The organism is Tateyamaria sp. (assembly GCF_039940735.1).
Classification (GTDB): Bacteria; Pseudomonadota; Alphaproteobacteria; order Rhodobacterales; family Rhodobacteraceae; genus Tateyamaria.
Window position 1 is genome coordinate 101048 of sequence record NZ_JBDVGB010000036.1, and the last position, 19292, is coordinate 120339.

20 protein-coding genes are annotated in these 19292 nt (G+C 50.1%); 11 read left to right on the forward strand and 9 right to left on the reverse strand.

What is annotated here, in order from left to right:
* Positions 1–13 precede the first annotated feature (13 nt).
* Positions 14–673, reverse strand: a complete 660-nt coding sequence (locus tag ABJF76_RS06935; protein WP_413818976.1) for a Tim44/TimA family putative adaptor protein — start codon at positions 671–673, stop codon at positions 14–16.
* A gap of 114 nt (positions 674–787) precedes the next feature.
* On the opposite strand from ABJF76_RS06935, the gene ABJF76_RS06940 reads away from it, so the two are divergent.
* Together ABJF76_RS06940 and secB are read left to right on the forward strand one after the other, a co-directional pair.
* Positions 788–1255, forward strand: a complete 468-nt coding sequence (locus ABJF76_RS06940; protein ID WP_413818975.1) for an FxsA family protein — start codon at positions 788–790, stop codon at positions 1253–1255.
* A 58-nt stretch (positions 1256–1313) separates the two neighbouring features.
* On the forward strand, positions 1314–1805 hold the full coding sequence (gene secB / locus ABJF76_RS06945) for a protein-export chaperone SecB (RefSeq protein ID WP_413818974.1): 492 nt from the start codon (positions 1314–1316) through the stop codon (positions 1803–1805).
* Between the two features lie 47 nt (positions 1806–1852).
* Here the strand turns inward: secB and dnaQ are convergent, their stop codons facing one another.
* The 4 genes from dnaQ to ABJF76_RS06965 are packed head-to-tail and all read right to left on the reverse strand — an operon-like array spanning position 1853 to position 4566.
* Positions 1853–2539, reverse strand: a complete 687-nt coding sequence (gene dnaQ / locus ABJF76_RS06950) for a DNA polymerase III subunit epsilon (protein ID WP_413818973.1) — start codon at positions 2537–2539, stop codon at positions 1853–1855.
* On the reverse strand, positions 2532–3125 hold the full coding sequence (coaE, locus tag ABJF76_RS06955) for a dephospho-CoA kinase (RefSeq protein ID WP_413818972.1): 594 nt from the start codon (positions 3123–3125) through the stop codon (positions 2532–2534). The genes dnaQ and coaE overlap by 8 nt, the downstream gene beginning before the upstream one ends.
* On the reverse strand, positions 3122–3952 hold the full coding sequence (locus tag ABJF76_RS06960; protein ID WP_413818971.1) for a shikimate dehydrogenase: 831 nt from the start codon (positions 3950–3952) through the stop codon (positions 3122–3124). The genes coaE and ABJF76_RS06960 overlap by 4 nt, the downstream gene beginning before the upstream one ends.
* Before the next feature lie 14 nt (positions 3953–3966).
* Positions 3967–4566 (reverse strand): Maf family protein, encoded by a 600-nt coding sequence (locus ABJF76_RS06965; RefSeq protein ID WP_413818970.1) that lies wholly within the window; start codon positions 4564–4566, stop codon positions 3967–3969.
* 396 nt (positions 4567–4962) lie between these two features.
* Between ABJF76_RS06965 and ABJF76_RS06970 the strand changes: the two genes are divergently transcribed.
* The 7 genes from ABJF76_RS06970 to ABJF76_RS07000 all read left to right on the forward strand — a co-directional run bounded on the left by ABJF76_RS06970 (position 4963) and on the right by ABJF76_RS07000 (position 12334).
* Entirely contained in the window at positions 4963–5412 is a 450-nt protein-coding gene (locus ABJF76_RS06970; RefSeq protein WP_413818969.1) for a CopD family protein, read from the forward strand.
* Positions 5413–5538: 126 nt separating this feature from the next.
* Positions 5539–6855, forward strand: a complete 1317-nt coding sequence (gene rho / locus ABJF76_RS06975) for a transcription termination factor Rho (RefSeq protein ID WP_413818968.1) — start codon at positions 5539–5541, stop codon at positions 6853–6855.
* Positions 6856–6876: 21 nt separating this feature from the next.
* Positions 6877–8160 carry a tRNA uridine-5-carboxymethylaminomethyl(34) synthesis GTPase MnmE gene (gene mnmE / locus ABJF76_RS06980; protein ID WP_413818967.1) on the forward strand — a complete coding sequence of 428 codons (1284 nt, stop codon included), beginning with the start codon at positions 6877–6879 and terminating at the stop codon, positions 8158–8160.
* Positions 8161–8164: 4 nt separating this feature from the next.
* A complete protein-coding gene (gene mnmG / locus ABJF76_RS06985; protein ID WP_413818966.1) occupies positions 8165–10033 on the forward strand; it encodes a tRNA uridine-5-carboxymethylaminomethyl(34) synthesis enzyme MnmG in 1869 nt (622 codons plus the stop codon).
* Positions 10033–10641, forward strand: a complete 609-nt coding sequence (gene rsmG / locus ABJF76_RS06990; protein WP_413818965.1) for a 16S rRNA (guanine(527)-N(7))-methyltransferase RsmG — start codon at positions 10033–10035, stop codon at positions 10639–10641. The genes mnmG and rsmG overlap by 1 nt, the downstream gene beginning before the upstream one ends.
* Positions 10634–11443, forward strand: coding sequence for a ParA family protein (locus tag ABJF76_RS06995; RefSeq protein ID WP_413818964.1), 810 nt, complete (start codon positions 10634–10636; stop codon positions 11441–11443). Before rsmG ends, ABJF76_RS06995 begins: the two co-directional genes overlap by 8 nt.
* A gap of 3 nt (positions 11444–11446) precedes the next feature.
* Positions 11447–12334, forward strand: coding sequence for a ParB/RepB/Spo0J family partition protein (locus tag ABJF76_RS07000; RefSeq protein WP_413818963.1), 888 nt, complete (start codon positions 11447–11449; stop codon positions 12332–12334).
* Here the strand turns inward: ABJF76_RS07000 and hemW are convergent.
* From hemW to rph, 3 genes are read right to left on the reverse strand one after another with little or no spacing between them, the layout of a single operon-like run.
* Positions 12331–13476 carry a radical SAM family heme chaperone HemW gene (hemW, locus tag ABJF76_RS07005; RefSeq protein WP_413818962.1) on the reverse strand — a complete coding sequence of 382 codons (1146 nt, stop codon included), beginning with the start codon at positions 13474–13476 and terminating at the stop codon, positions 12331–12333. The two genes, ABJF76_RS07000 and hemW, sit on opposite strands and share 4 nt — an antisense overlap.
* Positions 13469–14080, reverse strand: coding sequence for an RdgB/HAM1 family non-canonical purine NTP pyrophosphatase (gene rdgB, locus ABJF76_RS07010; protein ID WP_413818961.1), 612 nt, complete (start codon positions 14078–14080; stop codon positions 13469–13471). The genes hemW and rdgB overlap by 8 nt, the downstream gene beginning before the upstream one ends.
* Complete coding sequence (gene rph, locus ABJF76_RS07015) at positions 14077–14790, reverse strand: ribonuclease PH (RefSeq protein WP_413818960.1); 714 nt, start codon at positions 14788–14790, stop codon at positions 14077–14079. The genes rdgB and rph overlap by 4 nt, the downstream gene beginning before the upstream one ends.
* Positions 14791–14887: 97 nt before the next feature.
* On the opposite strand from rph, the gene hrcA reads away from it, so the two are divergent.
* The gene (gene hrcA / locus ABJF76_RS07020; protein ID WP_413818959.1) at positions 14888–15964 is read left to right on the forward strand and encodes a heat-inducible transcriptional repressor HrcA; all 1077 of its coding nucleotides are present in this window, start codon (positions 14888–14890) and stop codon (positions 15962–15964) included.
* 3 nt (positions 15965–15967) lie between these two features.
* Positions 15968–16531 (forward strand): nucleotide exchange factor GrpE, encoded by a 564-nt coding sequence (locus ABJF76_RS07025; protein ID WP_413818958.1) that lies wholly within the window; start codon positions 15968–15970, stop codon positions 16529–16531.
* Between the two features lie 64 nt (positions 16532–16595).
* Here ABJF76_RS07025 and mutS read toward each other — a convergent pair whose 3' ends face one another.
* Positions 16596–19229, reverse strand: coding sequence for a DNA mismatch repair protein MutS (gene mutS, locus ABJF76_RS07030; RefSeq protein WP_413818957.1), 2634 nt, complete (start codon positions 19227–19229; stop codon positions 16596–16598).
* Between the last annotated feature and the right edge of the window lie 63 nt (positions 19230–19292).

Genomic DNA, 19292 nt, shown 5'->3' on the forward strand with positions numbered 1-19292 from the left:
GCGACATGCCGAATTAACCGTCTGTAGAAACCAAAAGCCAATTCGGGTCGTCAGCCCCCATGGTTCTGGCAAAAGACCAAGAGTCTTTTTGCCGTTTCACTTCGCTCAAGCTGCCCTCAACGATATCACCGCCTTGATCGCGCACCGCTGATGTCAGTTCTGCGACAAAGCGAATGTTCAACTCAGCCTCTTTGGTGTCATCATCGAAGGTGGCGTTAACCAACTTCAATTCGCGCACGCCGATAAATTCGGATTCAATGGTCAGCCCTTGATCTTCGCGGGCAGCGACGCCGTCTACAAAGGTGTCGTAGATTTCTTCGGACAGGAAAGGCTGGATGTCGGCCAAATCACCGTTTTCATACCCCATCACGATCATCTCGTAAGCGCCGCGGGCACCCTGAAGAAAATCAGCGACGTTAAACGACGGCTCAATCCGCTTCATTTTGGCAAGCGCTTTGGCAGCGTCACTGTCTTCTTCGACATGATCGGTGATATCAAGGTCGGGTCCGCCCTCGATGACTTCGAACTGGGCGCGATCAGGACGATCAGCCATTGGTCTAGGCGTTGGCGGTTCTTCGAAACCGTCACGAGTTCCCAAAACATTCTTCAACCGCAAAATCAAAAAAATTGCGATGCCTGCCAAAACAAGCAACTGGATCAACGGAGAGTTCATTCATACCTCGTTCATCGGATCAGGTGGCAAGTGCCACGTCTGATCACTATGTAGGTTGTCATTGGTGGCAAGTCCACTGCATGACACGCACGGCTTTGGGAAAGGATGTCGCATATGTGGCTGTTTTTAGCGTTTGTGATGGTTCCCTTGATTGAAATCGCTTTGTTTATCCAAATTGGCGGGCTTCTTGGGCTATGGATGACATTGCTTATTGTCGTTGTGACAGCCATTATCGGGACACATCTTGTGCGCGCACAAGGCATGCATGCCCTTGGACAGGTCAAATCCTCTTTCAACGAGCTGAAAGATCCAAGCGAAGCGTTAGCCAATGGCGCAATGATCCTGTTTTCTGGTGCTTTACTGCTAACACCTGGGTTTTTCACTGACGCAGTTGGATTTGCATTGCTTGTGCCCGGCATTCGGTTGGCTGTTTTTAGATGGGCCCGGTCGAAAGTGAACGTCGCAACTTTTTCTTCACACCCCCAACATCACGGCCAATCCGACATCATTGATGGCGATTTTACCGAGGTGGAGATCAACCCAAATGACAAAGGTAAACCATCTGGGTGGACCAAGGATTGAGGCCACGGCAGCAACCTGATACCAGATGCGAAATCCAATTGAACTCGGGAGAATTTTGATGGCCGACGAAGAAGAAAAAGCACCAGCGCCGACACCGGTACAGCCCCAAATGAAAGTTTTGGGCCAGTTTATCCGTGATATGTCGTTTGAGAACATTGTCGCTCAAAAAGGTGCATCACCTGACATCCAGCCCGATGTTCAAGTTCAAGTAAATCTTGATGCGAAAAAGCGCGGTGGTGACAATCAGTACGAGTCCGCCATCAAGCTGAAAATCACGTCGAAGGCAAAAGAGGGCGATACCGTCCTGTTCGTTTTGGAAATCGACTATGTCGGCATTTTCCATATCGAAAACGTACCCGAAGACCAGATGCATCCGTTCCTTTTGATCGAATGCCCGCGGATGGTTTTCCCATTCCTGCGCCGTGTCGTAAGCGACATCACGCGCGACGGTGGCTTCCCGCCGCTGAATTTGGAAAACATCGACTTCATTTCCCTTTATCGGAATGAAATCGTGCGTCGCCAAAATCAAGCAGCACCTGCTGACGCTTAAGATCTATGAAATTTTGAAAGTGCCCGGTGCAGATCGCGCCGGGTATTTTAGTTTGACCACAGTGTTTTTTCGCCCAAACCAGCAACAAAACTATCGTGTGCCTGTTTTTCGGTGTCGGACAAACGGCTGGGCAATGCGTTGGGTCGCGACGATGGAGTCCAAGCGCTTGTATCGCCCGATTTAGTATTTTGCGCAGTCGTGCTTGATAGCGCAAAATCAGGCTGACGGCCGCCAATCAGCTCCAGATACACTTCGGCCAAAATCTCACTATCAAGCAACGCGCCGTGCAACGTTCTTGATGAATTGTCGATACCGAAGCGACGGCACAGCGCATCCAAGGAAGCAGGGGAACCCGGGAATTTGCGCCGTGCAATGTCCAACGTATCAAGCGCCTGCGAAAAGGGAAGTTCGCGCAGATTCATCCGCTTTAGTTCAGCATTCAGGAACTTCATGTCGAAAGCCGCGTTGTGAATCACAAGTTTCGCATCCCCAACAAAATCTAGGAACTTCTGGCCGATTTCAGCGAACTTTGGCTTGCCTCGCAGAAAATCATCGCCAAGACCGTGCACTTGGAACGCTTCATCCGGCATAGAACGTTCGGGATCAATGTATTCGTGAAACACATTGGTCGTGGGCATGTGTCCGATCAGTTCAATCGCACCGATTTCGACGATGCGATCTCCGTTATATGCATCGAAACCTGTGGTTTCTGTATCAAGAACGATTTCACGCATCTTTGGTCCGCTTTCTGATCTGATCAATCACATGATGGACCTGCGCACGAGCGTGTTCAAGCGTGTCCGTTAAGATGACGAAATCCGCACGGTCGCATTTTTCAGCATTTGGTATTTGCTTTGCCTTAATCGCCAGAAACTGGGCCAAATCCATAGTGCCGCGCGCCATGACGCGGGCTTGTTGGATGTCATCTGGCGCGTGCACGACTGCGATTGCATCCATCGCCACGTCGCCCCCCGTTTCGAAAAGAAGCGGGATGTCGAAGACCGCAATGTCTGCCGTTGTCTGCACGACAAACCGGGCGCGGTCTTGTGCGACCAGCGGATGCACGATTTGTTCAATAAGGCTTAATGCGGTTGGTTGCGATGAAATTTTCGCACGCAAAATGTCCCGAGACACTGCATCGTTCTGAATAGCATCGGGAAAGGCTGTCCGCATCGGCTCAACCGCTGCGCCACCCGCATCATAGAGGCGGTGCACAGCTGCATCTGCGTCCCAAAGGGCGCAGCCGGCATCAACAAACATTTGCCCGGTCGTCGACTTGCCCATCCCAATTGATCCGGTCAGGCCTAATTTGAACGTCATCTTAAGGCTGCTGTCCGCGTGGCGCTGTCCACAGTGGGGCGTTTACCAAACCAACGCTCAAATCCAGGAACGGCCTGGTGCAATAACATACCCAACCCATCGACTGTCAGGCAACCAGCTGCATCCGCTGCGGCCAATAGATCAGTTTTCAAAGGGGCATAGACCAAATCTGTCACAACCGTACCAGCCCTAAGACCATCCAACGGGATACGCATTGCAGATTTGCCGATCATGCCCAAAGAGGTTGTGTTCACGACCAAGGCAGATTCCTCGAGAATATTGCCAGCCTGTACCCAATCGATGACGGTGATACGTTGACCAAAATCATCCGCTAATTTTTCCGCACGTACGCGAGTACGGTTGCTCAATAGAATTTCTGGCACGCCTGCATCTAAAAGCGATGTAATGACAGCGCGTGCAGAACCCCCTGCGCCCAATACAGTTGCAGGCCCTGCCTCAGGCCGCCAATTCGGAGCGCCTGCTTTTAAATTTTCAAGAAACCCGTAGCCATCTGTGTTGTCCGCATGGATTTTACCGTCTTTGCGAAAAATCAACGTATTTGCAGCTCCGATCAAGGTGGCACGGTCAGTAACGAGGTCTGCTAACTCTAAAACCGCCTCTTTGTGCGGAAGGGTGATGTTCGCGCCGACAAATCCTGCCTGTGGCAATGTTTTAAGCACCGCTTTCAAGTTTTGCGGAGCAACATCCATTGGGATGTAATGCCCCGGCAATCCATAGGTCTTCAGCCAATGCTGATGAATCTGCGGCGACTTCGAATGCGAGATAGGAGAGCCGATCACTCCGGCTAGTGGTATTTTGCCTGTCATGGTCTTTCCGTTGGTTACCCTTCGATCACACCGCGCAGCGTCAAAAACGCCAAAAGTTCCAAAAGCGGCATCCCCAGAACATGAAAGTAGTCGCCTTCAATACTACGAAACAGGCGAACGCCTTCGTTCTCTAACTGATATGCGCCAACCGAGTGGCGGATGTCATCCCAATTTCTTGAAATATAACCGTCAAGATACGCATCAGACACATCCCGCATACGCAGTCGCACTTGACCAATATGGCGCCAAATTGGTTTACCTTCGTGATAGATCACTGCGGCGGACAACAGCATATGACGTTGGCCCCGCATCATTCGTAGCTGTTCGGCGGCTTCTTCAAGGCTGTTTGGCTTGGACAAGATAGACTTGTCAAAGGCAAGCACTTGATCGCAGCCAATGACCATTGCTTCGGGATGCTTGTCAGCAACCTTGCGTGCTTTCATTTCAGCCAAAGCGTCTGCGATATCGCGTGGCAAAGCTGCCTCTGCAATCATCGACTCTTTAATCGATTCTTCATCAACGCGCGCTATCTGAGCATCAAAGGCAACGCCTGCATTGCGTAGCAGTTGCGCACGTATCTGAGAGCCTGAAGCCAAGATTAGCGGGATCGTCATGTGTATAACCTTGTGAGCGAAAGGGCCTGAACATACTGGATGAACTGTGTGCATATGATCCAGACCCAGCACAAGTGAACAAGTAAGCCAGTTTCACCCGTGTTGCTGACATTTCATACTCACGGGGTAAGGATAAGTAATGGCATGTGGGTAAGGTAAATCATACATATTTATCCACAGCTTTATATTTTTGAAATTTTTGGTAATTATTTGTTTTTAAAAGAGAAAATATGGTTTTCAGTCAGATTAAACCGTGACCATGATAAAACCTCAACAACATGAATAACCCTCAACACAACTCGTTAATCCACAGAAATTAGCGTCCCTACTGCATCATCATCCTTTTCTTAATATTATATTTATTATTAGATAGGGCCGGTACAAAGGGGACTATGAATGACAGATTTATTCGCAGGATTTTACCCTTGGATCAAAGCGTTCCACATCATGTCAGTGATCTCATGGATGGCAGCGTTGTTCTATCTGCCAAGGCTGTATGTGTATCACTCTGAACAAGTTGGACTGTCGGGCGACACTCATACCTTGTTCACAACCATGGAATACAAGTTGCTCAAGGTTATCATGACCCCTGCAATGATAGCCACATGGATCTTTGGCCTATCCCTTGCCTTAATCCCAGGCGTCGTTGACTGGAGTGCTGTGTGGCCTTGGACAAAACTATTAGGTATTTTAGCCATGACTGGATTTCACGGTTGGTTGGGCGGTCAGCGCAAAGCTTTTGAAGCTGGAGGTCCGGTCAAAACGGGTCGGCATTATCGATTGATGAACGAAGTACCTACGTTGTTAATGGTTCTTATCGTGTTGTCAGTTGTGGTGAAGTTCTGAAAACGTTGACTCGCAGGGCTGTCGCGCTTATCAGCTAAAACGCACCCCATCCGGGGACCGCACACAGCTTTTAAATCTGACTGGACGCGCATCGCTTTGTTTCAAGCGAGCCAAGAGTATTTTGCCATGACATCTGACGTTACCACCGAACTTCCTGTTCAAGTTTCTGAAGGAACAACCGAAGTTCTTGCCCTTGCTGATCTTAAGGCAAAAAGTCCCAAAGATCTTTTGTCGATGGCGGAAGAGCTAGAGATTGAAAACGCGTCTACGATGCGTAAAGGCGAAATGATGTTCCAGATTCTGCGCGAGCGTGCAGATGAAGGATGGGAAATCTATGGCGATGGTGTTCTAGAAGTTTTGCAAGACGGTTTTGGTTTCTTGCGTTCACCAGAGGCAAACTATTTGCCGGGGCCAGACGATATTTATGTGTCACCAGACATGATCCGCAAATATTCACTGCGTACCGGTGATACGATCGACGGATTGATGAAAGCACCTGATGATACTGAACGCTACTTTGCTTTGACCAGCGCCACACGGATTAACTTTGAAGAGCCAGAAAAAGCACGCCACAAGATCGCTTTTGATAACCTGACTCCTTTGTACCCAGATGAGCGGTTGAAGATGGAAACTAGTGATCCCGCGACCAAGGATCGTTCGGCGCGGATCATCGATTTGGTGTCACCTGTGGGTAAGGGACAGCGAAGCCTGATTGTTGCGCCGCCGCGTACGGGTAAAACAGTACTGTTGCAAAACATCGCGTCGAGCATCGAAAAGAACCACCCTGAGTGCTATTTGATCGTATTGTTGATCGACGAACGCCCTGAAGAAGTTACTGATATGCAGCGCTCGGTTAAGGGTGAGGTTGTAAGTTCGACCTTTGATGAACCTGCCACGCGTCACGTGGCAGTTTCCGAAATGGTTATCGAAAAAGCCAAACGTCTTGTCGAACATAAACGAGATGTTGTTATTCTTTTGGATTCAATCACAAGACTTGGTAGAGCGTTTAACACTGTTGTGCCTTCGTCAGGTAAGGTTCTGACAGGTGGTGTTGATGCAAATGCCCTACAACGACCTAAACGCTTCTTTGGCGCTGCGCGTAACATCGAAGAAGGTGGTTCGTTGACTATCATTGCGACGGCTTTGATCGACACAGGTAGCCGCATGGACGAAGTGATTTTCGAAGAATTCAAAGGCACAGGTAACTCTGAAATTGTGCTGGATCGCAAGATTGCGGACAAACGCGTGTTCCCAGCAATGGATATCCTTAAATCTGGGACCAGAAAAGAAGAGTTGCTGGTTGATAAGGTAGACTTGGCAAAAACCTTTGTTTTGCGTCGAATTCTCAATCCTATGGGTACAACGGATGCTATTGAGTTCCTGATTTCAAAGCTGAAACAGACCAAGACCAACGAAGAGTTCTTTGATTCCATGAATACCTAACGCTGTCGCGGAGGGCCTCGGATGGATACGATTTTTGCCCTTGCTACGGCGCAAGGACGCGCTGGTGTTGCCGTTATTCGGATTTCTGGGCCGCAAGCGCACGCATGCGGTGCTGCGCTTTGTTCGTCTTTGCCACCAAACCGGCAGTTTGCGCTGCGTAATCTTGTCGATCTGGACGGTAGTGTTTTAGATCAAGCGCTGGTTTTGTCATTTGACGGGCCAAATAGTTTTACAGGCGAAGATGTAGTTGAATTGCATCTGCACGGTAGCGTCGCAGTGGTTTCGGCTGTTCTGCGTGTCTTGGGTCAAGGTGTCGGACGTGTTGCGGAACCAGGTGAATTTACACGCCGTGCCTTGGAAAATGATCGTATGGATTTGTCTCAAGTCGAAGGCTTAGGAGATCTTATCGAAGCTGAAACCGAGGCTCAACGCCAACAAGCCTTGCGTATGGTTCAAGGCGCATTTGGTCAGAAAATTGAAGTATGGCGCTCGAAATTGATTAGAGCGGCCGCGCTTATCGAAGTTACGATCGATTTCGCCGACGAAGACGTTCCTGTTGATGTCACGCCCGAAGTTTTATCGCTTTTGGACTCCATCAAGACAGATGTATCGGATGAACTGGTAGGATTTATAGCTGCCGAACGCATTCGAACTGGGTTTGAGGTCGCAATTATCGGTCCTCCGAATGCTGGGAAATCTACTCTTTTGAATGCTTTGGCAAAAAGAGAGGCAGCAATCACTTCGGAGCGCGCTGGAACGACGCGGGATGTTATCGAAGTTCGTATGGATTTGAACGGCTTACCAGTGACATTGTTGGATACGGCTGGTTTGCGTGACAGCACGGATGATATCGAAACAGAAGGTGTCGCGCGGGCTATTGCTCGGGGTAAATCGGCTGACTTACGCATCTTCTTGGTCGAACCCACTGATGTCTTGTCGATTTTACCATGTAAGGACGATGTGGCTATTGCTCCGAAAGCAGATACTCGGACAGATGGTGTGCGTGCCGTATCAGGCTTGACGGGACAAGGTGTACCCGAACTAATCGCTGAAATTTCTGAGGTATTGAAGATTAAGACGCAAGGTGCTGGCCTTGCGTCACACGCGCGCCATCGTGATGCGATGCAAAACTCTTTGGCGAAGTTAGAAGACGCTATAGGTTTCGTTAACGCTGGAAGTGATCACTATGATATCGCTGCGGAAGAAATTCGTGTTGCGATTCGCTCTCTTGAAGTATTGGTCGGTCGTGTCGGTGTTGAAAACCTGCTCGATGAGATTTTTGCGAGTTTCTGTTTAGGTAAGTGATGGAGTGTTTCACGTGAAACAATTCGATGTTGTTGTCATAGGCGGCGGTCACGCCGGTTGTGAAGCGGCTCATGCTGCGACTCGGGTCGGTGCTAATACTGCGCTGGTGACAATGAAATTGTCCGGTATAGGCGTCATGTCATGTAACCCAGCTATCGGAGGATTGGGTAAAGGCCATCTAGTTCGCGAAATCGATGCTCTGGATGGCGTTATGGGTCGGGTCGCTGACGCATCGGGGATCCAGTTTCGACTTTTGAACCGGCGTAAGGGGCCTGCAGTTCAAGGACCCAGAGCACAGTCAGATCGCCAAATGTACCGTCATGTGATGCTAAGCGAGATGCAGAAGGTTGAAAACCTATCCATCGTTGAAGGCGAAGTTACGGACTTTATTTTAAAGAAAAATGTGGTGTGTGGCGTCCAGCTATCGGATGGGTCAGAAATCGGGGCTAAAACCGTAATTCTAACAACAGGAACATTCCTGCGCGGAATGATCCACATCGGTGACTCCTCCTATTCTGGAGGGCGTATGGGTGACAAAGCGTCGTCTAAGCTTGCGGAGCGAATTGATAGTTTTGACGTTCCACTGGGTCGCCTAAAAACTGGGACGCCTCCCCGGCTTGACAGCAATAGCATTGCTTGGAGCAAGCTAGAACAACAAAACGGCGACAGTGATCCGTCGCTGTTCTCGTTTATGTCTAAACGACCGCCCTTACGCCAAATGGCCTGCGGAATTACACATACAAATTCTCAAACACATGATATTATTCGAAAGAACCTAGATCGATCAGCGATGTATGGCGGTCATATCGAAGGGGTTGGGCCGAGGTATTGTCCGTCCATTGAGGATAAGATCGTCAGATTTTCTGACAAAGATTCCCATCAGATATTCTTGGAACCAGAAGGGCTCCACGACAACACAGTGTATCCAAACGGTATTTCAACGTCTTTGCCGGAGGACGTTCAGGTTAACTATGTCCGGTCGATCTTTGGCCTGGAAGAGGCTAAAATCGTCCAACCGGGCTACGCGATCGAGTATGACTATATTGATCCGCGCGCATTGGACAACGACTTATCTCTTCGTTCTGTCGTTGGGCTGTACCTTGCGGGACAGATCAATGGCACAACCGGTTATGAGGAGGCCGCTGCTCAGGGTTTAGTTGCAGGCCTTAATGCTGGTCGTGCGGCGCAGAGTCAGGAACCTGTGTATTTTAGACGGGATGAAAGCTACATCGGGGTTATGATTGATGACCTTACAACCCGCGGTGTAATCGAGCCGTATCGAATGTTCACTTCCCGTGCAGAGTTTCGTCTCTCATTGCGTGCTGACAATGCTGATCAGCGATTGACGGGGTGGGGCATCGAATTGGGTTGCGTAGGTCGCGATCGTCAAAAGATTTTTTCAGACAAACGCGAAAAACTGGAATCCGGTCGAGAATTGATGGAGGGCGCTACTTTTACGCCGAAACAAATCGCAGCGGTAGGTATAAAAATCGGTCAAGATGGAACGAAAAGAACGCCGTTTCAACTTTTGTCTTTTCCTGATGTTGCCTTTTCAGATGTGGTAAAGCTTGCGCCGGTTTTGAAGGATTTTGAGCCGGAGATACAAGAACAGATATCAAGGGATGCTCTGTACGCAAATTACATTCAGCGCCAAAAGCAAGATGTTGAAAAGCTCCGTAAAGATGAAGCCCATGCTATTCCTAAGGACTTTGTTTACGAAGACATTACGGGACTTTCAAACGAATTAAAATCCAAACTATACAGAGTATGCCCGGCAGATCTCTCTCAGGCTGCTCGGATCGATGGGATGACTCCGGCGGCGTTGGCGCTTGTCTTGGGCCGAATCCGTTATCTTGAAAAGAAGTCCGCTTAATGAAAGTTCCGGCTTGGTACGAAGGCGATGTTTCACGTGAAACAATCGATAAGCTAAGGGCGTACGCTGCATTGATCAGAAAGTGGACGGTCAAAATTAACTTAATTTCCAAATCCACAGAACAGGACCTTGAAATCCGTCATATATGGGATTCTGCGCAGACCTACCGGTGGGCCGAAGGTATCTGGTTGGACCTAGGCAGTGGTGGTGGGTTACCGGGAATTGTCGTAGCGATTTTAGCTCAGGGAGAGGGTGCGAAATTAAACGTATCTCTTGTTGAGAGTGATCAGAGAAAAGCAGTTTTCCTAAGAACTTGCGCGCGAGAATTAGATGTTCCCTGTCGCGTGCATTCAAGCAGAATAGAAGATATTGGACCCGTTCAAGCTAACGTTTTATCTGCAAGGGCGTTGGCTGATTTGGATGGATTGCTTGCAATGGCTGAATTACACCTTGGTGCCGGTGGAACGTGTATATTCATGAAGGGCGCTCGCTGGCGCGACGAAGTTTTGGCGGCCCAAAGGAACTGGCGCTTTTCCTATGATGCCTTGCCAAGTAAAACCCACCCAGAAGCGGTGATCTTGGAAATTAAGGAAATCGAGCGTGTCTGATCCCAGTCGGCCCAAGGGCCCAAAGATTATTTCAGTTGCAAACCAAAAAGGTGGAGTTGGTAAAACAACGACCACTATTAACATGGCTGCTGCTTTGGTTGAGTTGGGCTACAGAGTTTTGGTGGTTGATTTAGACCCGCAAGGGAATGCGTCGACTGGCTTGGGTATCGAAATGGAAGACCGTGAATTCACAACCTACGAGCTACTCTTAGAAGACGTTAACTTGAGAGAGGTTATTCTTGCCTCTGACATTGATGATCTATTGGTGATTCCTGCGACGGTTGACCTTAGCTCTGCGGATATTGAACTTATTTCAAACGAAAAACGAAGCTTTCTCTTGCACGACGCGTTGAGACAGCCACAGATGGATGAGTACGAACTGGATTATATCCTCATTGATTGTCCACCATCGCTGAACCTTTTGACTGTGAACGCGATGATCGCCTCGCACTCAGTACTGGTACCACTTCAAAGCGAATTCTTCGCCCTAGAGGGGCTTTCGCAATTAATGCTTACAATCCGCGAAGTTCGCCTGACAGGCAACAAAGATCTTAGAATTGAGGGGGTTGTGCTAACAATGCATGACACGCGTAATAATCTGTCACAACAAGTCGAGAATGATGCACGTGATAATCTAGGGGATCTGGTGTTTAAAACACGCATTCCTCGCAATGTTCGCGTCAGTGAGGCTCCGTCATTTTCAATGCCTGTGCTGTCCTATGATAGTGCATCAAAGGGCGCTGCGGCCTATCGTGATCTGGCCAAGGAACTGGTGGGTAACAACAATAAGGCGGGAGGCTAAGTTATGGCAGGCGATAAAAAGCGTGGATTGGGGCGTGGGTTGTCCGCATTGATGGCAGATGTAGTGGAAACCAATGCAGATACCACAACTGATCGACTTTCAGATCAACAGATACCGATTGAACGTATACGGCCGAACCCAGACCAACCTCGCAAAAGGTTTGAATCCGCGCCTTTGGATGACCTTGTTGCGTCCATCAAGGAAAAGGGTGTCTTGCAGCCGTTGATCGTACGGCCTGTCGGTGACGAGTTTGAAATCGTAGCTGGCGAACGTCGTTGGCGCGCGGCCCAACAAGCTCAGCTTCATTCGCTGCCAGTTATCGTTAGGGACTTCACTGATACTGAGGTTCTTGAAGTTGCGATTATTGAAAATATTCAGCGCGCTGACCTAAATCCGATTGAGGAAGCAGCCGGATATAAACAGCTTATGGACCGGTTTGGGCATACTCAAGAAAAGATGGCCGAAGCGCTTGGCAAAAGTCGGAGCCATATTGCCAATTTGTTACGACTTTTGCAGTTGCCGGATTCAGTACAAAGCTACGTAAATGATGGAACGTTAAGTGCTGGTCACGCCCGTGCTTTGATTACAGCGGACAATCCAGAAGAGTTAGCCAGAAAGGTGATCTCTGGGGGATTGTCTGTGCGTGCAACGGAAGCGTTGGCAAAGAAAGCGGCGTCGAGTGGATCCGATGAAGGTTCTTACCGGAAACCAACCTCGAAACTGGCAGAGAAAGACGCAGATACACGTGCCCTTGAAGCGGACTTATCTGCCGCAACTGGTGTAAAAGTATCATTAAATCACAAACCGGACGGCGAATCTGGTCAATTGATGCTGAATTACAAAACTCTGGAGCAGCTAGACGATCTTTGTCGGAAGCTTAGCGGACACTAGTCGGACAATAGTGTTCGTAACACTCCGTTTAACAGGGTAAACCCCTGATTACTAACGCGAATATTGCTTTCAGTGGCATGCAATAAACCCATATCAACCAGTTCCACAATGCGTGATTGTGGGATTGCATATCCTGCTAAGGTTTCAAAACGTTGCAAATCGATACCCTGTGCGACGCGAAGACCCATCATCAGAAATTCAACCGCTTGATCCTTACCTGACAGCGCTTCTTGTTTTTCCCGGTTTGTGCCATCTAACCAAGCTGTTGGCATTTTCGACTGCTCTGTGGCCATGCGTATGCCGCCTGTTGTGACACGTCCATGTGCTCCGGGGCCAATGCCGATGTAATCGCCGTATCGCCAGTAAATTAGGTTGTGCCTCGATTGCGCGCCATCCTTTGCATGGTTAGAGACCTCATACCGCGGCATATTGTGATCTGTGCAAATGTCTTGCGTCAACGCATACATGTCTGCAGACAAGTCATCATTGGGCAGACCTGCCAGTTTTCCACGCTTGTACCGATCACCAAAAGCGGTCCCAGCTTCGATCGTTAGCTGGTACAGGGAAACATGATCTAACCCCAACGCCAGTGCACGCGATAACTCGTTTTCCCAATCGGTTAGAGACTGGTTCTGTCGTCCGTACATAAGGTCGAAACTTACGCGTTCAAAGGTATTGCGCGCGGTTTCAAAGGCAGACAGACCTTCGGCTGCCGTATGCATCCGCCCAAGGCGGGCGAGGTCTGGATCGTTCAGAGCCTGAATGCCCATCGATACGCGATTGATGCCAGCAGAACGGAAATCAGTGAATTTCTGTGCCTCAACTGACGTTGGGTTTGCTTCTAATGTGACCTCCAGATCATTGGCGATTGGCCAAGTGCGATGCACCGCATCCATGATCGCCTCGACGGTTGAGGGTTTCATCAAGCTAGGAGTACCGCCACCAAAGAAAACAGAATGTAAGACACGCCCCTCCGTATTCCGGCCGGTGCGTTCGATTTCGGACACAAACGCATGGCGCCAAGCATCATGATCAACGGAATTGGGGACGTGACTGTTAAAGTCGCAATAGGGGCACTTTGCAGCACAGAACGGCCAGTGCAGATACAGACCAAAACCGCCGGCTTCCCAATCCTCAGCCAAAACAGCCTGCGATCAATTTAGCAAAGCTGTCCGCACGATGGCTAATCGCGTTTTTTTCGTCGGCCGACATTTCGGCAAACGTACGGTTGTGACCGTCGGGTTGAAACATTGGATCATACCCGTGCCCCAGCGCACCGCGAACTGGCCAGACCAGTCTGCCTTCCGCAGTTCCTGCGAACACTTCGTCATGTCCATCGGGCCAAGCCAGCACGAGGGTTGAGCAAAACCTAGCAGTCCAAGGCTTGTTGGCATTACGGCTAATTAATTCCGAATGGGTTCGCGTCATCGCCATCATGAAATCGCGCCCATTGGGTGTTTCGGCCCAATCAGCGGTGTAGACACCGGGATCGCCATCAAGCCCATCAACCTGGACGCCTGAATCATCTGCCAATGCCGGCAGCCCGGTGGCTTTCACGGCAGCGTGGGCCTTGATGCGTGCATTGCCAACAAAAGTGGTTTCAGTTTCGTCCGGTTCCGGAAGGTTCAGCGATGCGGCGCCAACAACCTCTACACCAAAAGGGGCGAACAGTTGCTCCATTTCTTCCAGCTTTCCGGCGTTGTGCGTTGCGATCAAAATGCGCTTACCGTCAAAGCGCCGCGTCATGCGCAGGCCGCCAACTGTGCGGCAGCAAGTTCGCCAACGCCTTTTTCGGCCAAGTCCATCAGGTTGTTCATTTGCTCACGGGAGAAGGTAGAGCCTTCCGCGCTCATTTGAATTTCAATCAGCTGACCATCGCCCATCATGATAAAATTGCCATCGACGCCTGCTTCGCTGTCTTCGGGGTAATCGAGATCAAGAACAGGCTGACCCGCATAAATACCGCAACTGACTGCAGAAACGGGAGAGATCAACGGATTGCTCGCAATATCACCCGCCTTGATCAACTTATCGACGGCCAAACGCAGCGCGACCCAACCGCCAGTGATCGAGGCACAACGCGTACCGCCGTCAGCCTGTAAAACATCGCAGTCAATCGTAATTTGACGTTCACCCAAAGCGACGCGGTCGACACCAGCACGCAAAGCCCGCCCGATAAGGCGTTGGATTTCGACTGTGCGACCACCTTGTTTGCCGGAAGTGGCCTCGCGACGCATGCGTGTGTTCGTTGCGCGCGGCAGCATGCCATATTCAGCAGTCACCCATCCCAATCCGGAACCCTTGATAAAAGGCGGCACGCGCGCTTCGATTGTCGCTGTGCACAAAACATGAGTGTCGCCCATTTTAATCAACGCCGACCCTTCGGCGTGCTTGGTGAAGCCGGTTTCGATTGAAACTGAGCGCATTTCACTTAACTGTCTTCCGGAGGGTCGCATGAGGTGTCCTTTCGTTGCTCTTGTCGGGATAGCGCTAGGCTCGGTGTAGTAGCAACCCCGATTGACCTTTGTTTTTCTAGCATCTTAAAAGCATGCCATGACGGATACGCGCAAACTCCTTGATGATATGAACGATCGATCGCGAGAGGTTTTTCGCCGTGTGGTCGAAGGCTATCTGGATTCTGGTGATCCAGTAGGTTCACGGACGCTGACACGGGACTTCAGCGAAAAAGTGAGTGCGGCCACAATTCGAAACGTTATGCAAGATCTCGAATTCATGGGTTTATTGGGCAGCCCCCACATCAGTGCCGGTCGTGTTCCGACGCAAATGGGACTTCGGATGTTTGTCGATGGTTTGATGGAAATCGGAATTCCAGACGAGTCAGATCGCGAAAAGATTGATGCGACGCTTGGGTCGAACGAACGTGATGTTTCGGGTCTATTAGACCGTGTAGGGTCTGCTTTGTCCGGTGTAACGCACGGCGCTTCATTGGTTTTAACGCCCAAACGCGAAGCGCCAATTAAGCACCTAGATTTTGTGCCGCTAGGTCCTGACCAAGCCTTGGTCGTGATTGTGTTTGCTGACGGCCATGTCGAAAATAGACTGTTTCAGCCGCCACCCGGATTAACGCAATCCTCCATGCGTGAGGCGGCGAATTTCCTGAATGCGATGATAGAAGGCCACACTCTGAGCGAGGTGAAATCAATTGTTCAGCGTGAGATGGAAAGCCGGCGGCAGGAAATTGACACGCTGTCGCGCGCATTGGTCGAAAGCGGTATGGCGTCATGGGAAGGCAGCGAACAAGGGGATTCGCCGGATCGTTTGATTGTACGTGGCCGATCGAATCTTTTGGATGAAACCGCCGAGGCAGACGATCTGGACCGCATTCGCACCCTGTTTGATGACTTGGAACGCAAACGTGATATCGCTGAGTTTTTGCATTTGGCCCAAGATGGCGACGGTGTGCGCATTTTTATCGGTTCCGAGAACAAACTTTTCTCACTTTCGGGTTCCTCTTTGGTGGTTTCCCCATATATGAACGCGGATCGAAAGATTATCGGAGCGGTAGGGGTCATCGGGCCCACGCGGTTAAACTATGGCCGTATCGTTCCGATTGTTGATTACACAGCCCAGCTGGTCGGGCGTATGCTCTCGGACCGTAGTGAAAGGTGACAAATGGCTGAGCCAAAGAACGAAGATTTTCTAGACGACATCGATGCAGCAGAAGACGAAGCTTACGCTGATGACATGATGGAAATAGATGATGAAGCGCTGGAGCTTGATCAATTGCGTGCCGAAAGGGATCAACTGAAAGATCGCTTTATGCGCGCACTTGCGGATGCCGAAAACTCGCGCAAACGATCAGAGAAAGATCGGCGTGAAGCCGAAAACTACGGTGGATCGAAGCTGGCGCGAGATATGTTGCCTGTTTATGACAATATGAAGCGCGCATTAGAATCCGTGACGGAAGAACAACGCGCGGTGTCAGGCGCGGTTTTGGAAGGCGTCGAACTAACGATGCGCGAGCTGTTGAACGTTTTCAAAAAACACGGGATCGAAGTGATTGCGCCTGAAGTGGGCGACGTCTTTGACCCTCAACAGCATCAAGCGATGTTCGAAGCTCCAGTTCCTGGCACAAAAGCTGGCGAAATTATTCAGGTCGCTGCTGAAGGCTTTATGTTGCATGATCGCTTGCTGCGTCCTGCACAAGTTGGTGTGTCGTCAATGCTCGCTAGTTAGGGTTTTGAGTATTTGAAGAACAATGAAGGCATAGATGTTTCACTCATCTGTGCCTTTTTCGTCTTCAACCTTCTTGGTTTGCTTTTTTGAGCTGATAGACAAAATCGAGCGCATCGCGAGGCGTCAGATCGTCCGGATGAATAGTGTCTAACAACGCAAGAGCTGGCGAAGGCGCTGATTTCGCAGGTGTCGGTGCAGGTGTCGCTGCGAACAGTGGTAAATCATCAATAAGAGTGTTTTTGGTTCCACCACCTTCTCGTTCTCCGCTTTCTAAAGCATCCAAAACGACACGGGCGCGGGATATTACTGCATTTGGCAAACCCGCGAGTTGGGCAACCTGAACACCGTACGATCGATCAGCCGCACCGCGCTTTACTTCATGCAGGAATATGATTTCGCCTTCCCATTCCTTCACCGTAACGGTCGCGTTTTCCACACCTTCAAGTTTAGCCGCTAAAGCGGTCATTTCATGATAGTGGGTTGCAAACAACGCGCGGGATTTGTTGACGTCATGTAGATGTTCGAGTGTCGCCCAAGCGATGGACAGCCCGTCATATGTCGCAGTGCCGCGCCCGATTTCATCCAGAATGACCAACGCACGATCATCAGCTTGGTTTAGGATCGCTGCGGTTTCGACCATTTCCACCATAAATGTGGACCGTCCACGGGCCAAATCGTCAGACGCACCAACGCGGCTGAAAATTTGACTAACCAACCCGATATGCGCCGTTGATGCGGGCACAAAACTGCCGGTTTGTGCCAGAATTGTGATCAACGCATTCTGACGTAAGAAGGTTGATTTACCGGCCATGTTCGGCCCGGTTAGTAAACAAATTGCTGCATGATCGTCAGCGTTAAGCACACAATCATTCGCGATAAAGGCATCGCCGTTTTGTTTGCGCAGGGCTTGTTCTACGACAGGGTGGCGCCCGCCTGTGATGTCGAATGCTTTGGACGAATCCAAGGTTGGTTTGCACCAGTTTTCAGTGACGGCCAATTGCGCAAGCGCAGCGGCTAGATCAATCTCAGCTAATGATCTGGCGGTCTGACTGATGATTGGGGCTTGATCCAGAACAAGACGTTTTAGTTCTTCGTAGTGACGCTTTTCAATATCTAGCGCTTGCGCCCCGGCATTCAGAATACGTGTTTCGAGGCTGGACAGATCGACCGTGGTAAAGCGTACTTGATTGGCAGTTGTTTGACGATGGATGAAGGTTTCGCTTAGTGGCGCCGACATCATTTTTTCTGCATGTGTTGCGGTGACTTCGATGAAGTAACCAAGCACATTGTTATGTTTGATTTTGAGGGTCTGGATTTCGCAAAGGGCTGCATATTCTTGTTGCATCTGAGCGATGACGGAACGCCCTTCGTCACGTAATTTTCGCGCTTCATCCAAATCAGGGTCGCAGCCCGTCGCGATAAAGCCTCCATCGCGAACCATGAGTGGAGGTTCAGCAACGAGGTCGCTGTCGAGTTTATCAATTAGGGCGTTATGCCCGGATAAATCGGCAAATGCTTGCGTCAAAACATCAGGAAGCGCGTTTGGCATAAGCTCCGACATCTCAAACGCTTGCGTTAACCCGGAACGGAGCGCGGTTAAATCGCGAGGGCCACCGCGATCCAGCGACAGGCGTGATAAAGCGCGGTCCATGTCTGGCACGCTGCGTAGCTTTGTTCGAAGGTTTTGTGCAAACGCTTGATCGTTCACGCAGTAGGAAACCGCATCAAGGCGATTTGAAACTGTATCTAGCACACGCGAAGGAGACGAAATGCGCCGTTCTAACAAGCGCGCGCCAGCAGAGGTAACCGTCTGATCAATCGCGTCCAAAAGTGAACCCGCTCGGCCACCAGAAAGACTTGAAGTCAGTTCAAGATTCCGCCGAGTTGCGGCGTCGATTTGAACCGTTTTAGATTGCGCTTCTTGTTGAGGAGGGCGCAGCAACGGTAAGTTGCCCTTCTGAGTGATTTCCAGATATTCGACCAAAGCACCCATCGCGCCAATTTCGGCGCGGTTGAACGATCCATAAGCATCCAGAGTTGCAACCTTGAAGATGCTCGTTACGCGATTTAAGCCAGCGGCGCTGTCAAAAGCGCCGGCGCTTAGTGTCGTTATGGGGATACCAAAGTCTTCGCAAATCGAACCTAAACTGTCTTGTTTACCATCAACGATTACAAGTTCAGATGGGGCAAGGCGCGCCAACTCAGGCCCTAATAAGGACATTTCGACTGCCATGACATGAAATGCACCGGTCGAAATATCGACCCATGATAATGCACAAGATCCGCGAACGTCTGCGAATGCAGCAAGAAAATTGTGACGGCGGGCCTCAAGCAAGGACTCTTCGATCAGCGTGCCCGGAGTAACCAAACGTACAACGTCGCGCTTGACGACTGATTTTGATCCACGCTTTTTCGCCTCTGCTGGACTTTCCATTTGTTCACAGACAGCAACGCGAAACCCTTTACGGATGAGCGTTAGTAAATATCCTTCTGCCGCATGGACTGGAACACCACACATTGGAATGTCTTCGCCATCATGTTTGCCGCGTTTGGTTAATGCGATGTCCAAGGCTGCGGATGCGCCCACGGCATCATCGAAAAACATTTCGTAAAAGTCGCCCATCCGATAGAACAGCAGTGCATCGGCGTGTGCTGCTTTAATTTCAAGATATTGGGCCATCATCGGCGTGGTGGACATAATTGGCCCCTCAAAGGCATGCTTTTGCGCGACCTTACAAATGTCCACACTCAAGCGAAAGGC